Source organism: Streptomyces purpurogeneiscleroticus (assembly GCF_020024005.1).
GTDB lineage: Bacteria > Actinomycetota > Actinomycetes > Streptomycetales > Streptomycetaceae > Streptomyces > Streptomyces purpurogeneiscleroticus.
On sequence record NZ_NHSG01000336.1, the window covers coordinates 25,886 to 39,722 of the forward strand.

At 72.3% G+C, this 13,837-nt stretch carries 15 protein-coding genes; 10 read left to right on the top strand and 5 right to left on the bottom strand.

What is annotated here, in order from left to right:
- Positions 1 to 72: 72 nt before the first annotated feature.
- Genes CCS38_RS22335 through CCS38_RS22350 form a run of 4 tightly spaced genes read right to left on the bottom strand, consistent with a single transcriptional unit; the run spans position 73 to position 3,531 of the window.
- Positions 73 to 1,122: an NAD(P)H-dependent flavin oxidoreductase gene (locus CCS38_RS22335; protein WP_223735106.1), complete on the bottom strand. Its 1,050-nt coding sequence runs from the start codon at positions 1,120 to 1,122 to the stop codon at positions 73 to 75.
- A gap of 20 nt (positions 1,123 to 1,142) precedes the next feature.
- Positions 1,143 to 1,916 (bottom strand): CoA-transferase subunit beta, encoded by a 774-nt coding sequence (locus CCS38_RS22340; protein WP_223735088.1) that lies wholly within the window; start codon positions 1,914 to 1,916, stop codon positions 1,143 to 1,145.
- Positions 1,913 to 2,779 (bottom strand): CoA transferase subunit A, encoded by an 867-nt coding sequence (locus CCS38_RS22345; RefSeq protein WP_223735089.1) that lies wholly within the window; start codon positions 2,777 to 2,779, stop codon positions 1,913 to 1,915. Before CCS38_RS22345 ends, CCS38_RS22340 begins: the two co-directional genes overlap by 4 nt.
- Complete coding sequence (locus CCS38_RS22350) at positions 2,776 to 3,531, bottom strand: enoyl-CoA hydratase family protein (protein WP_223735090.1); 756 nt, start codon at positions 3,529 to 3,531, stop codon at positions 2,776 to 2,778. Before CCS38_RS22350 ends, CCS38_RS22345 begins: the two co-directional genes overlap by 4 nt.
- An 89-nt stretch (positions 3,532 to 3,620) precedes the next feature.
- Between CCS38_RS22350 and CCS38_RS22355 the strand changes: the two genes are divergently transcribed.
- The 5 genes from CCS38_RS22355 (at position 3,621) to CCS38_RS22375 (ending at position 7,876) form a co-directional block, all read left to right on the top strand.
- Positions 3,621 to 4,436, top strand: a complete 816-nt coding sequence (locus CCS38_RS22355) for an SDR family oxidoreductase (RefSeq protein WP_223735091.1) — start codon at positions 3,621 to 3,623, stop codon at positions 4,434 to 4,436.
- The gene (locus CCS38_RS22360; protein WP_223735092.1) at positions 4,433 to 5,356 is read left to right on the top strand and encodes an SDR family oxidoreductase; all 924 of its coding nucleotides are present in this window, start codon (positions 4,433 to 4,435) and stop codon (positions 5,354 to 5,356) included. Before CCS38_RS22355 ends, CCS38_RS22360 begins: the two co-directional genes overlap by 4 nt.
- Positions 5,357 to 5,471: 115 nt before the next feature.
- Positions 5,472 to 6,620, top strand: coding sequence for a 3-ketosteroid-9-alpha-monooxygenase, oxygenase component (locus CCS38_RS22365; protein WP_223735093.1), 1,149 nt, complete (start codon positions 5,472 to 5,474; stop codon positions 6,618 to 6,620).
- A gap of 1 nt (position 6,621) precedes the next feature.
- Positions 6,622 to 6,864, top strand: a complete 243-nt coding sequence (locus CCS38_RS22370) for a hypothetical protein (RefSeq protein WP_223735094.1) — start codon at positions 6,622 to 6,624, stop codon at positions 6,862 to 6,864.
- The gene (locus CCS38_RS22375) at positions 6,857 to 7,876 is read left to right on the top strand and encodes a ferredoxin--NADP reductase (RefSeq protein ID WP_223735095.1); all 1,020 of its coding nucleotides are present in this window, start codon (positions 6,857 to 6,859) and stop codon (positions 7,874 to 7,876) included. The genes CCS38_RS22370 and CCS38_RS22375 overlap by 8 nt, the downstream gene beginning before the upstream one ends.
- 24 nt (positions 7,877 to 7,900) lie before the next feature.
- On the opposite strand, the gene CCS38_RS22380 is transcribed toward CCS38_RS22375, so the two are convergent.
- Positions 7,901 to 8,764 (bottom strand): IclR family transcriptional regulator, encoded by an 864-nt coding sequence (locus CCS38_RS22380; protein ID WP_223735096.1) that lies wholly within the window; start codon positions 8,762 to 8,764, stop codon positions 7,901 to 7,903.
- A gap of 142 nt (positions 8,765 to 8,906) precedes the next feature.
- Here CCS38_RS22380 and hsaA point away from each other — a divergent pair, with 142 nt between their 5' ends.
- The 5 genes from hsaA to CCS38_RS22405 form a co-directional block, all read left to right on the top strand.
- A complete protein-coding gene (hsaA, locus tag CCS38_RS22385; protein WP_223735097.1) occupies positions 8,907 to 10,076 on the top strand; it encodes a 3-hydroxy-9,10-secoandrosta-1,3,5(10)-triene-9,17-dione monooxygenase oxygenase subunit in 1,170 nt (389 codons plus the stop codon).
- Positions 10,076 to 10,948 (top strand): 4,5:9,10-diseco-3-hydroxy-5,9,17-trioxoandrosta-1(10),2-diene-4-oate hydrolase, encoded by an 873-nt coding sequence (gene hsaD / locus CCS38_RS22390; RefSeq protein ID WP_223735098.1) that lies wholly within the window; start codon positions 10,076 to 10,078, stop codon positions 10,946 to 10,948. The genes hsaA and hsaD overlap by 1 nt, the downstream gene beginning before the upstream one ends.
- A gap of 54 nt (positions 10,949 to 11,002) precedes the next feature.
- The gene (locus tag CCS38_RS22395) at positions 11,003 to 11,896 is read left to right on the top strand and encodes a VOC family protein (RefSeq protein ID WP_223735099.1); all 894 of its coding nucleotides are present in this window, start codon (positions 11,003 to 11,005) and stop codon (positions 11,894 to 11,896) included.
- Positions 11,884 to 12,384, top strand: coding sequence for a flavin reductase family protein (locus tag CCS38_RS22400; protein WP_223735100.1), 501 nt, complete (start codon positions 11,884 to 11,886; stop codon positions 12,382 to 12,384). The genes CCS38_RS22395 and CCS38_RS22400 overlap by 13 nt, the downstream gene beginning before the upstream one ends.
- The coding region (locus tag CCS38_RS22405; RefSeq protein ID WP_223735101.1) for an FAD-dependent oxidoreductase at positions 12,384 to 13,837 on the top strand (1,454 nt) is incomplete at its 3' end. The genes CCS38_RS22400 and CCS38_RS22405, both read left to right, overlap by 1 nt.

Genomic DNA, 13,837 nt, shown 5'->3' on the forward strand with positions numbered 1-13,837 from the left:
TGTGGGCAGGGCGTATGTGGGCAGCGCGCATGGGATCAACTCCCGTGACTGGAAGGGGTGTTCCGGGGGGATTCAGTCCGTGCGGGGCAGGCTCCGGAGGGTGGCGTGTGCTTCGGTCATGACGCGGTCGACGAGTTCGGCGCAGGACGGCAGGTCGTCGATCAGGCCCGCGACCTGGCCCGACGCCATCACTCCGAGATCGGTGCGGCCGTCCACCATCGACGCCTTGAGCAGCATCGGAGTGTTGGCGGCCAGCAGGATCTGACTCCACGTCAAGTCCTTGCCGTGCTTCATCGCCAGGCCGTCGCGGACCAGCTGCGCCCAGCCCATGCCGGAGTCGCGTCGGAAGGCCGCGGCGTGGCGTACCGCCCGTACCAGCGAGGCGGCCCGGCCCGAGCGCTCCAGCGCGTCGACCAGTTCGCTGCGCAGCATCCGGTGCGGCAGGCCGTCGACGGCGGTGGTGACGGTGATGTCGTTGACGGTGGCCGCCAGATAGCGGGCCTTCACCGCGTCGGGCACGGTGCTGTCGGACGTGAGGAGGAACCGGGTGCCCATGGCGATCCCGGCGGCGCCGTACGCCAGCGCCGCCACCAGCCCGCGGCCGTCGCGGAAGCCGCCCGCCGCGATGACCGGGATGTCCACGGCGTCCACGACCTGGGGGATAAGCACGGTGGTGGCGACGTTCCCGGTGTGGCCGCCGCCCTCGCCGCCCTGCACGATCACCGCGTCGGCGCCCCAGGCGGCGACCTTCTCCGCGTGCCGCCGGGCGCCGATGGAGGGGATGACGACCACCCCGGCGTCCTTGAGCCGCGCGATCAGCTCCCGGGAGGGCGCGAGCGCGAAGGAGGCGACCCGTACGCCTTCCTCGATGATGATCTGTACGCGCTCGGCCGCATCGCCCGCGTCCGCGCGCAGATTGACCCCGAAGGGCGCGTCCGTACGGGACTTGACCTCGCGGACGGCCGCGCGCAGGCGGTCGGTGGTCATGGTGGCGGAGGCGAGGATGCCCAGCGCGCCCGCGTCGGCGGCGGCCGAGACCAGCCGGGGCCCGGCCACCCAGCCCATACCGGTCTGCACGAGGGGATGGCGGACACCGACGAGTTTCGTCAGCGCGGTCTCGATCCTCTCGATACTGATGTCCGTCACGGCGCGGGCACCTCGCGCTCGCGCAGTCCCTTCGGGTCGAGCACGTCCCGGATCAGCCGCAGCTCATCGGCGGTGGGCTCGCGGGTGTACGGCACGTCGGCGGGGACCGTCAGTGCGAAGCCGGTGGCCTCCCGCACCTGGCCGACCGTGACGCCGGGGTGCAGGGAGCGCAGGCGCATCGTGCGGTCCGGGGTCTCGAAGTCGAAGACGCCCAGGTCGCTGATGACCTCCGGGATGCGGTGGTAGCGGGTCGCGGAGGGACCGGCCGCGGCGGCGCGGTCGTACCCGACCCCGGAGACCATGTCGACCTTCTCGACGAACACCCGGGTGGAATGCCGGGGCACCCAGTAACTCGTGGGATTGTTGAGGGTGTTGATGGGCGCGCCTCGGACTCCCAGCAACTGCCGCTTCGGTTGCTCCCAGTCGCCGATGCAGGAGATGTTCTGGTTGCCGTAGCGGTCGATCTGGCTGGCGCCCATCATGACGTGCCGCCGCCCGCTCGCGACGAGCGCCAGGTGCTGGCGGTACGGCAGCCAGCCCTCGGTCACCCCGGACGCCGCCCCGAGCGCCGGCACGTCCCCCATCAGCAGCGCCTCGCCGTCCGTGAGCAGCAGGTCGGGGGAGAAGGTGAGCCTGGCCAGCCGGGCGCCGATCGAGGGGATCGTGCCCATCGGACTGGCCAGAATCTCACCCGCGTCGCGCCACGCCTCGGCGCAGGCCACCACGCAGTACTCGGCGCGGGTCGCCGTGGTCGTCGTCGTAGTTGTCATGCGGACTCCTCGTGGAACGCCGCGACCGCGGCCTGATAGCTGTGCTCGTCGCCGGACAGGAAACGCTCGGCGAAGGCGCGCCACGCCTCCGGATCCTTGGCCGCCCGGACGTAAGCCCGCTGGAACGCCTCGTCGCGGTCGTAGTCGGGGGCGCAGGAGGTGAAGTGCGCGCCGTTCGGCGTCTCGACGACGCCGGTCACGAACGCCCGCTTGACCAGCAGCGACTGCGGCCCCTGCTCCTTGAGCAGCTCGGCCGTGTCCACCACTTGCTCGCAGGAGAGGTACGCGGCGTCGGCGGCCTGGCAGAACAGGTCGTCGAAGTACGGATCGGGGCCGAGGTACTGGCCGTTGCCCTGGGCGTCGGCCCGGTTGAGGTGGACGAGCGCGGCGTCCAGCCGCAGGGCCGGCACGGCCACCAGCTCCTCTCCGTCCCCGTACGGCGAAGTCACCGTGCGCAGAGCCGGGTTGACGGTCAGTACGTCCGAGCCGAGGCCGGCCCGGATCGGCATGAAGGGCAGCCGGTGCGCGGCGGCGGTCAGGCCCCACATGACCATCGCCTCGTCCAGCTCGGTCAGTTCGAAGTCGCCGCGCTGCCGGGCCGCGCAGAAGTGCGGTTCCAGCGGTACGGAGTCCAGCGTGCCGAAGGCGGTGATGAGCCTGCGGATCTTTCCGGCGGCGGCGAGCAGCCCGACGTCCGGGCCGCCGTACGACACGACGGTGAGGTCGGTGAGGTCCGAGCGGAGCAGGGCCCGTACCAGGGCCATCGGCTTGCGGCGCGAACCCCAGCCGCCGATGCCGAGCGTCATGCCGCTGGTCAGCCGGGCGACGACCGCGTCGGCGGTCATGGTCTTGTCCCTGGTCATGACTGCCGCTCCTCTTTGGTGCCGAAGGTGTCGCGTACGCGGTCGGCGAGGCCGCTGAGGTTGGCCTCGAAGGTGAAGCCCTGCTCGAAGCGGTAGCTGCGGCGTACGTCGACCGGGTCGATGCCGTTGATCGCGGCCTTGGCGAGGCGCAGCAGGGTGCCGTCCTTGGCGGCGATCTTGCCCGCCAACTCCCGTGCTGCATCCATCAGTTGCGGGCGGGGGACGACCCGCCACACGGAGCCGTGCTGCCGCAGTTCCTCGGCCGTGACGGTGCATGAGGTGTAGTACAGCGTCCGCATCAGGTGCTGCGGGACCAGCCGGGCGAGATGGGTGGCCGCGCCCAGCGCGCCCCGGTCCAGCTCGGGCAGGCCGAACGTCGCGTCGTCGCTCGCCACGATCGCGTCCGCGTTGCCGACCAGGCCGATGCCGCCGCCCAGGCAGAAACCCTGCACCGCCGCGATCACCGGGACTTCGCAGTCGTACACGGCGGCGAACGCTTCGTAACAGCCGCGGTTGGCGCCGATGAGTGCGTCGTGGCCGGGCGTGCGCTGCATCTCCTTGATGTCCACGCCGGCGTTGAAGCCGCGGCCGGCGGCGGCGAGGACGACGCAGCGCACCTTCGGGTCGGCGCCGGCGGCGCGGAGTGCGGCGGCCAGCTCGTACCAGCCGTTCACCGGCAGGGCGTTCACCGGTGGGAAGTCCACGGTGACGACCGCGACACCCTCTTCGGGCACGGAGGTGGAGACACCCATGAGCAGATCAGCTACCTTTCCACCAAACGTTTGTTAGGCGCGTGTTGCAGGCAAGGTAGCAGCGGACGGCGCGCCGCGGGAGGTGCTCAATGCCAGCGATCATCGATCTGTCGGGATGCGTCGCCGTCGTCACGGGCGGCACGCGGGGCGTCGGCGCGGGCATCGCGCGCGCCCTGCTGGAGGCCGGGGCCGAGGTGGTGACCTGCGCGCGACGGCCCCCCGACCGGCCCGTCGAAGCGGCGGGGCGCACCGCCCGTTTCCACTCCGTGGACCTCCGCGACCCGGACGCGGTCGGCGCGTTCTTCGCCACGGTGCGGAGCGAGTACGGGCGGCTGGACACGCTCGTCAACAACGCGGGCGGCACTCCGTACCGCATGCTCGCCGACGGCGGCAGCCGGCATGCGGCGCGGGTCGTCGAACTCAATCTGCTCGCCCCGCTGAACGCCTCGCTCGCCGCGTACGACCTGCTGCGCGCGGGGCCCACGGGCGGCTCCATCACCATGATCGGCAGCGTCAGCGGCACCCGCCCCTCACCGGGCACCGCGGCCTACGGCGCCGCCAAGGCGGGCCTGGACAATTTGGCCCGCTCGATGGCAGTGGAATGGGCCCCGACGGTACGCGTCAACACCGTGACCCTCGGCATGGTCCGCACCGAACTGTCGCATCTGCACTACGGGGACGAGGCGGGCGTCGCCGCGGTGGGCCGCACGGTACCGCTGGGCAGGCTCGCCGAGCCCACCGATATCGGCGACGCCTGCGTCTTCCTCGCCTCCGGCCGCGCCACGTACATCAGCGGCGCGAGCCTGCTCGTCCACGGGGGAGGGGAGCGCCCGGCGTTCCTCGATGCCGCCACCGTCAACCACACCGACACCGCCCACCCCACCGAAGGGAACCACGCGTCATGAACGGAACGACCGGACTGTGCAGTGACCGCGTCGCCGTCGTCACCGGAGCGGGCCGCGGACTGGGCCGCGCGCACGCCCTCGCTCTCGCCGCCGAGGGCGCCAAGGTCGTCGTCAATGACCTCGGTGTCGGCCTGGACGGCAGCGGCGCGGCCGCCGCCGGGCCCGCCCAGCAGGTCGTCGACGAGATCCGGGCCGCCGGCGGCGAGGCGGTCGCGCACGGCGGTGACATCGCCACGGCGGCCGGCGCGGCCTCCCTGATCAGCACCGCACTCGGCACGTACGGCCGGCTGGACGCCCTGGTCAACAATGCGGGCTTCCTCCGCGACCGGATGCTCGTCAACCTCGACGAGGACGACTGGGACGACGTACTGCGCGTCCACCTCAAGGGCCACTTCCTGCTGCTGAAGCACGCCGCGGCCCACTGGCGCGCGGAGGCCAAGGCCGGGCGGACGCCCGAGGCCCGGGTGATCAACACCAGCTCGGGCGCGGGGCTGCTCGGCAGCGTCGGCCAGGGCAACTACTCCGCCGCCAAGGCCGGCATCGTTGGCCTCACCCTCGTCGCCGCGGCCGAACTGGCCCGGTACGGCGTCCAGGTCAACGCCATCGCCCCGGCGGCCCGCACGCGGATGACCGAGGAGACCTTCGCCGGCACGATGGCGGCGCCGGGCGACGGCGCGTTCGATGCGATGGCCCCCGAGAACGTCTCGCCGCTCGTCGTCTGGCTGGCCTCCGCCGCCTCCGACGGGGTGAGCGGCCGCATCTTCGAGGCGGAGGGCGGACGCATCACCGTCATGGAGGGCTGGCGCCCCGGCCCCACCGCCGACAAGGGCGCCCGCTGGACCCCGGCCGAGGCGGGCGAGGCGGCGCGGAAACTGCTCGCGGCGGCCGAGCCGCCGCAGCCGGTGTACGGGGCGCGGTGACCCGGCAGGTCTCTGGTGGCGCTTTCCCGCTCACCGGGAATTCGGCCTCCCGCCGCGGTCAGGGCCCGCCCTAGCCTCCCCGGACAGCCCCTTGCCCGGAGGAGGACGAGACAAGATGAGTGCTCTCCACGACCAGGTCCGCGTCATCGACGCGGGCCGGCCGCCCGCCCGCTTCGCCCGCGGCTGGCACTGCCTCGGCCTCGCCGACCACTTCAAGGACGGGAAGCCGCACGAGATCGAGGCGTTCGGCACCAAGCTGGTGGTCTTCCAGGGGGAGCACGACGGCGTACTGCACGTACTGAACGCCTACTGCCCGCACATGGGCGGCAATCTCGCGCACGGCTCCGTCAAGGGCGACACCCTCGCCTGCCCGTTCCACGACTGGCGCTGGTCCGGCAACGGCCGGTGCGCGGCCGTCCCGTACGCCCGCCGCGTCCCCCCGCGCGCCCGCACCCGCGCATGGACCACGCTGGAGGAGAACCGCCAGCTCTTCGTCTGGCACGACCCCGAGGGCAACCCGCCGCCCCCCGAGGTGACCGTCCCGCGCATCGAGGGCGCGTTCAGCGACGAGTGGAGCGACTGGACCTGGCACACCCTCCGGGTGGAGGGCGCCAACTGCCGGGAGATCGTCGACAACATCGTCGACATGGCGCACTTCTACTACGTCCACTACTCCTTCCCCACGTACTTCAAGAACGTCTTCGAAGGGCACATCGCCACCCAGTACATGGAGAGCACCCCGCGCGAGGACGTGGACCTGGGCACCCTCAGCGCCCCGCTGCGCTCCGACGCCTCGTACTACGGCCCCTCCTACATGATCGACCGCCTCTGGTCCCCGGTACCCGGCGCCGGTGGTCTCGAAATGGAGATGGTGCTCATCAACTGCCACTACCCGATCGACGAGAACAGCTTCCAGTTGCAGTACGGCGCGATCGTCAAGAAGCTGCCGGGCATGACCGACGCGGAGGCCGCCGAGACCGCGCAGCTCACCTCCCGCGGCCTCGCGGCCGGCTTCGAGCAGGACGTCGAGATCTGGCGGCACAAGACCCGGATCGACAATCCGCTGCTGACCGAGGAGGACGGCCCGGTCTACCAGCTGCGCCGCTGGTACGAGCAGTTCTACCGGGACGCGGCCGACGTGCCGGAGGAGATGACGCGGCGGTTCGAGTTCGAGATCGACACCGAGCGGGCCAACAAGGCATGGCGCGCCGAGGTCGACGCGAACCTGGCCCGCCGGGCGGCGGAGACGGGGGCCGGGGCCTGACATGCAGCCGGTGGAGTGCGCGGCCTGCGGCAACCAGGTCCTGTGTGAGAAGTTCAGCCCCGCCCACACCTCCGTGCAGTGGACGGCCGAGGCGGCAGCCGTCTGCCCGGAGTTCGGCGCTCTGGTGGCCGCGGGGGAGACCGCCGCCCGGATCCGGACCTGCGCGGCGCTGCGCGACAGCATCGACCGGGCCACGGCCGAGGGCACCCTGCGCGTCACCACATTGGAGGCCGCCGATGTCTGAACCGTGTACCTACCGGCTGCGGGTCCTCGAAGTGATCGAGGAGACGGCCGAAGCGCGGTCGCTCGTACTGCAGGTGCCGCTGGAGAGCGCCGAGCGATTCACCTACCGCGCCGGGCAGTTCCTCACCGTGAAGCTGCCGGGCACGGACGGCGGAACGGCCGCCGCCCGCTGCTACTCCCTGTCCAGCGCGCCGGAGACCGGCGAGCCCTTGAAGATCACCGTCAAGCGGGTGGCGGGCGGGTACGGCTCCCAGTGGATCTGCGACCACGTGGCGGCCGGGGACGAGCTGGAAGTACTGCCCCCGGCGGGCACGTTCACCCTGGACTCGCCCGCCCCCGACCTGCTGCTCGTCGCGGGCGGCAGCGGCATCACGCCGGTCATCTCCCTCGCCAAGTCGGCGCTGGTGGGCGGGCTGGGCCGGGTAGCGCTGTTGTACGCCAACCGCGACGAGTCCTCGGTCGTCTTCCGCGACGAGCTGCGGGAGCTGACCGAGGACTATCCGGACCGGCTGCTGGTGGTCCACTGGCTGGAGTCGCTCCAGGGGCTGCCGGCCGCGGACCGGCTGGTAGCCGTGCTCGCGCCGTACGCGGACCGGGAGACGTATGTCTGCGGGCCCGCGCCCCTTATGGACGCGGTCGAGGAAGCGATGGGCGGCCGCCCCGTCCACCGGGAACGCTTCTTCTCGCTCGGCGCGGATGTCTTCGCGGCCCCGGGCCTCCCGGCGGCGGCGGAGGAGGGCGGCGGCACCGTGGCGGTGGAGCTGGACGGCGAGACCCATACGGTCCGCTGGCCGGTCCGCACCCCGCTGCTCGACGCACTGCTCGCGGCGGGCGTCGACGCGCCGTACTCCTGCCGCGAGGGCTCCTGCGGCGCGTGCGCGTGCCGGATCGTGTCCGGCGAGACGAAGATGCTCCGCAACGACGTACTGGACGAACAGGACCTCGCGGAGGGGTACGTGCTGGCCTGCCAGGCCGTACCCCTCACCGACGAGGTGGCGGTCAGCTACTCCTGACCCGGGAGCCCGGCTCGCGAGGGCTCACATCCACTCCGCGAACCGCATCCACGACATCATCGTGTCCATCTGCGCCGGTTCCAGGGCTGGTTCCGGGGCCGGGGCTGCGGTCGTGCGGGGGACGGCCGCCGCCCGCCCCGGTCCGTACAGCGATGCCCAGATCGCCCGCGACGTCCCCCGCACCGCCGGGGCCAGCCGCTCCAGCTCGCGGTGGAGGCCGTTGCCGCACACCGAGACCGCGGCGACCGCGCGCCCGGCGCCCCGCAGCGGCGCCGCCACGCACGCCACGCCGCGGAAGCTCTCCTCCCGGTCGAAGGCCACGCCGCGCTCACGGATGCGCGCCAGCTCCGCACGGAAGGGACCGGGCCGGGTGAGGGTGTACGCCGTGCGCGGCCGCAGCCCGGCCCGCAGCACCTCCGAGACCAGCGCTGCCTCGCCGAACGCCAGCATCGCCTTGCCGGTGGCCGTGCAGTACGCCGGCTGCCGGCCGCCGATCCGGGACGGCACCGACGCGTCCGCGACACCGCCGAGCCGCTCCAGGTACACCACTTCGGGCCCGTCGAGGACGGCGAGGTGCACCACGTGCCCGGTCTTCTCGTGCAGCGCGTGCAGGTGCGGCAGCGCGGCACGGCGCAGCCGGTTGTGGTGCGCGGCCATCGCGCCCAGCTCCAGCATCCGCATCCCCAGGCGGTAGTCCCGGCCGTCGCGGTCCAGCCAGCCCAGCTGTACCAGCTGGTCGAGGATGCGGTGCACGGAGGAGCGGGGCAGCCCGGAGTTGCGCACCACGTCCGTGAGCGTCAGCCGGGGCGTGGGCCCCCGGAAGGCGTTCAGAACCAGCGCGGCCTTCTCCAGGAGCGAGGGCGGGGACTGCGCGGACTGCACGGTCATCGGCGACTCCTGCGAGGAGCGGGGAGGGATGCCGAGAGCGTGCCACGCTTCCCGCTCAGCGGGAACCCACTATTTCGAAAAGAAATAGTCAGGCGTACGTTCACGGCAACTTCGCACGTCCACGACCCGAGAGGGGACGCCCATGAGCGAACACGAGGTCCTCGCCGCCGTCCGGGAGCTGGCCCCCGTGCTCCGCGAACGCGCCGCCGAGGCCGAGGAGCTGTGCCGGGTGCCCGACGCCTCGGTCAAGGAGATCGAGGAGACCGGGTTCTTCCGGCTGCTGCAGCCCAGGGCGTACGGCGGCTTCGCGGCGGACCCGGTGCTCTTCTACGAGGCGGTCAAGGAGATCGCCAAGGCGTGCGGCTCCACCGGCTGGGTCGCCTCCGTGGTCGGCGTCCACCCCTGGCATGTCGGGCTGTACGACCCGCGGGCGCAGGAGGAGGTCTGGGGCGTGGACCGGACCACCCGGATCGCCTCCTCCTACGCCCCGACCGGCCGGGTCACCGTGGCCGACGGCGGCTTCCGGATCTCCGGCCGCTGGCACTTCTCCTCCGGCTGCGACCACGCCGACTGGGCGCTGCTCGGCGGCCTCGTCCTCGGCGAGGACGGCGCGCCGGTCGACATGCGCACCTTCCTCGTGCCCCGGACCCAGTACACGATCGACCGGGTCTGGGACACCGTGGGCCTGCGCGGCACCGGCAGCAACGACATCGTCATCAAGGACGCCTTCGTGCCCGAGTACCGGGCGCTGAGCTTCGGCCCGGTCAGCGCGCTGCGGACGCCCGGCCAGGAGCTGAACCCCGAGCCGCTGTACCGGCTGCCGTACGCCTCCGTCTTCACCACCACCATCTCCACCCCGATCGTCGGCGTCGCCGAGGGCGCGTACGAGGCGTACACCGAGGCCACCAAGGAGCGGATCCGGGTCTCCTACGGCCAGAAGGTCGCCGAGGACCCGTTCGCGCAGGTCCGCATCGCCCGCGCGGCCAGCGACATCGACGCCTGCTGGCTGCAGCTGCGCCGCAACATGAGCGAGCTGTACGCGTGCGCGGAGCGCGGCGCGGACCCGTCGGCGGAGCTGCGCGCCCGCGTCCGCCGCGACCAGGTGCTCGCCACGGAACGCGCGGTGGCGGCGGTGGACCTGCTGGTGGAGAACGCCGGCGGCGGTGCGATGCGCAACGGCCCCAACCCCGTCCAGCGCGCCTGGCGCGACGCGCACACCGGCCGCGGGCACGCCGCCAACGACCCCGAGCGCGCGCTGGTGCTGTTCGGGCAGGCGGCGCTCGGCCTCGACATCCAGGACACGATGCTCTGATGGGGGATCAGGTAATGGCGCTCGCGTACGAGTCGACGTCCCGTACGGCCAAGGCGGGCGGCATCGAGCTGCATTTCCACGAGGCGGGCCCGGCCGACGCGCCGGTCGTGATCATGCTTCACGGCGGCGGCCCCGGCGCCTCCGGCTGGAGCAATTTCGGCGGCAACCTGCCCGTCTTCGCGCGTACCTTCCGCACCCTGCTGATCGACCAGCCGTGCTTCGGCCGCTCCGCCAAGCCCGAACTCGACAGGGACTACTTCAGCTACAGCGCCGGAGCCGTCGCGGCGCTGATGGGCGAACTCGGCATTTCCCAGGCGCACTTCATCGGCAACTCGCTCGGCGGCGGCACCTCCGTCCGCATGGCGCTGGACCACCCGGACAAGGTCGGCAAGCTGCTGCTGATGGGGCCCGGCGGCATCTCCCTCAACCTCTTCGCGCCGGACCCGACCGAAGGCATCAAGCGGCTCTTCGAATTCCAGGCCGCGCCCGAGCCGACCAAGGAGCAGCTGCGCGCGTTCCTGAGCGTCATGGCGTACGACCAGTCCATCGTCACCGACGAGCTGGTCGAGGAGCGCTGGGCCTCGGCCACCGACCCCGGGACGAAGCTCGGCAACGCCCGGATGGCGGCGGCCTTCGCCAACCCCGCCTGGGCCGAGGACTGGATGCTCTGGCGCGAGGCCCACCGGATCACCCAGCCCGTCCTGCTCACCTGGGGCCGCGAGGACCGCACCAATCCGCTCGACGGGGCGCTGGTGGCCCTGAAGACCATCCCCGACGCCCGGCTGCACGTCTTCCCGCACTGCGGCCACTGGGCGCAGACCGAGCAGGCCGACGAGTTCAACCGCCTCGCGATCGCCTTCTTTTCTCCATGAACAGCAGCTTTTCCCACCGATGCTTTTCCCACTGACGCCCGAAGGAGACCGACCATGGACATCCGTGCTCTCGGCTATCTGCGCGTGGAGACCACCCGCTTCGAGGAGTGGCGTACGTACGCGCTGGACATCCTCGGCATGGTGGAGGCCACCGGCACCGACGACGACACCCTCTACCTGCGCATCGACGACCGCGCCCACCGCCTCGCCATCGTCCGCGGCACTGCCGACCGGCTGCAGGCCGCCGGCTGGGAGGTCGCGAACGCCGCCGCGCTCGCGGACGCGGCGCGGGAACTGGAAGCGGCGGGCGTCGCCGTGAAGACCGCCGATGCCGCCGTACTCGCCGAGCGCCGCGTCCAGGGCCTGATCCACTGCACGGACCCCTGCGGCAACCCCCTGGAGATCTTCTGGGGCCAGGCGCAGGACCACACGCCGCTCGGCACGCCGTACGGCAACCGGTTCGTGACGGGTGACCTCGGCCTGGGGCACGTCGTGCTGCCCGTACCGGACATCGAGGAGGCCCTGGACTTCTACGAGGGCCTCCTCGGCTTCCAGCTCCGCGACTCCATGAAGCTGCCCCCGCAGGCCGTCCCCACCGCCAAGGAGCAGCGCGACTTCCACCTGATGCACTTCCTCAGCCCCAACCGGCGCCACCACAGCCTCGGCCTGTACCCGGGTGAACTGCCGCCCGGCATCGTGCACTTCATGGTCGAGCTGGAGACGCTGGACGACGTGGGGCGTGGCCTGGACCGCATGCACGACGCGGGCATCCCCATCGCCTCGACCCTCGGCCGGCACACCAACGACCGGATGGTCTCCTTCTACGCCCAGGCGCCCGGCGGCTTCCAGGTCGAGTACGGCTGGGACGGGCTGATCGTCGACCCCGCCACCTGGGTCGCCAAGGAGATCACCGCGGACAGCTTCTGGGGGCACCGGTGGAACGGCTGACCGGGCGTACAGCGGTGGACCCGGCCGGCTTCAGGGACGTCCTGGGCCGGTTCGCCACCGGCATCACCGTCGTCGCGGGGCTCGGCGACGACGGCCGCCCGGCCGGCTTCGCTTGCCAGTCCTTCGCCTCCCTCTCCCTCGACCCGCCGCTGGTCATGCTGGCCGTCGGCAAGGCGTCCACGAGTTGGCCGGTGATCGAGCGGACCGGCCGCTTCTGCGTCAACATCCTCGCCGGGCACCAGCGGGAGATCTGCGCCGCGCTGGGCCGCAGCGGTCCCGACAAGTTCGCCGGCGTGCCCTGGTCCACCGGGGAGCACGGCACCGTACGCATCGACGGCGCCCTGGCACACATCGAGTGCGCACTGAGCACCGTGCACGAGGCCGGCGACCATTACCTGGTCACCGCGGAAGTGCGCGCCCTGGACGCGCGCGAGGACGGCCGCCCGCTGCTGTACTTCCGCAGCCGCTACGCAGTGGGGGCCTTCTGATGCCGGAGCACCGCACGCCTTCATGGGACCACACCTACGACGTCGTGGTGATCGGCTCCGGCGCCGCCGGAATGGCCGCGGCCCTCACCGCCCGGCTGCGCGGGCTCACCGTCCTTGTGGCCGAGAAGACCGACCGGTACGGCGGCTCGACCGCGCTCTCCGGCGGCGCCATCTGGGTACCGGGCAACTTCCACCTCGACGCCGCGGGCCTCGGCGACACCGTCGAGAAGGCCCGCGCCTACCTCGACGCGACCGTCGGCGACCGGGTACCGGCCGCGCGCAAGGACGCCTACCTCGCCCACGGCCCGGCCATGGTCCGCGAATTCCACGACCGCACCGCCGTCCGCTTCGTCTACACGCCCGGCTACAGCGACTACTACCCGGAGCGGCTCGGCGGCTTCGCGCAGGGCCGGTCCGTCGAGCCCGAGGTCTTCGACTTCACGAAGCTGCGCCCCGAGCTGCGCGCCACCATGCGCCGCGCGGGTCTGCCCACGTACGGGCTCACCATCACCTCCCGCGACTTCCGCCACCTCAACATGGCCGCGCGCACCTGGGCCGGCAAGCGCACGTCGGTGAAGCTCGGGCTGCGCGCGCTCGCGGCCCTGGCCACCGGCCGCCGGCCGCTGGCGCTCGGCGAGGCGCTGATCGCCCGGATGCGGTACTCGATGGACCGGCTGGGCGGCGACCTGTGGCTCTCCGCGCCGCTCACCGGCCTGGTGACCGAGGACGGCCGGGTCACCGGCGTCCGGCTCGGCCGGGTGGGCAAGGAGATCACCGTACGGGCCGCCGGCGGCGTCGTGCTGGCGTCCGGCGGCTTCTCGCACAGCAGCCGGCTGCGCGAGAAGTACCTCCCCGCGCCCACCTCCACCGCGTGGTCGTCGGCGGCCGAGGGCCAGACCGGGGACGCCCTCGAAGTGGCCGTCGTGGCGGGCGCGGCGACCGACCTGATGGACAAGGTGTGGGGCGCGCCGTCCGTGGTGGCGCCCGGCGAGAAGCCGTTCTTCCTGGTCGCGGACCGCGGCATCCCCGGCATGGTGATCGTCGACCAGTCCGGGGCACGGTACGCCAACGAGGCAGCGCCGTACCACGAGTTCGTCGACGCGATGTATGCGCACGACCGGCCCGGTGCCTCCACCGTGCCGTCCTGGCTGATCCTCGACGCCACTTCCAAGGCCCGGTACGTCTTCATGGGGCTGCTGCCGGGGCAGCCGTTCCCGAAGAAGTGGACGGCGAGCGGCTTCGTGAAGCGGGCCGGCACGGTCGAGGAGCTGGCCGCGCAGACAGGCATGCCCGTCGGCCGGCTGCGGGCGACCCTCGACCGCTTCAACGGCTTCGCCCGGGCGGGCCGCGACGCGGACTTCGGGCGCGGCGACAGCGTGTACGACCGCTACTACGGCGACCCCACCCTGCCCGCGCCCAACCTCGCCCCGCTGACCAAGCCCCCCTTCTACGC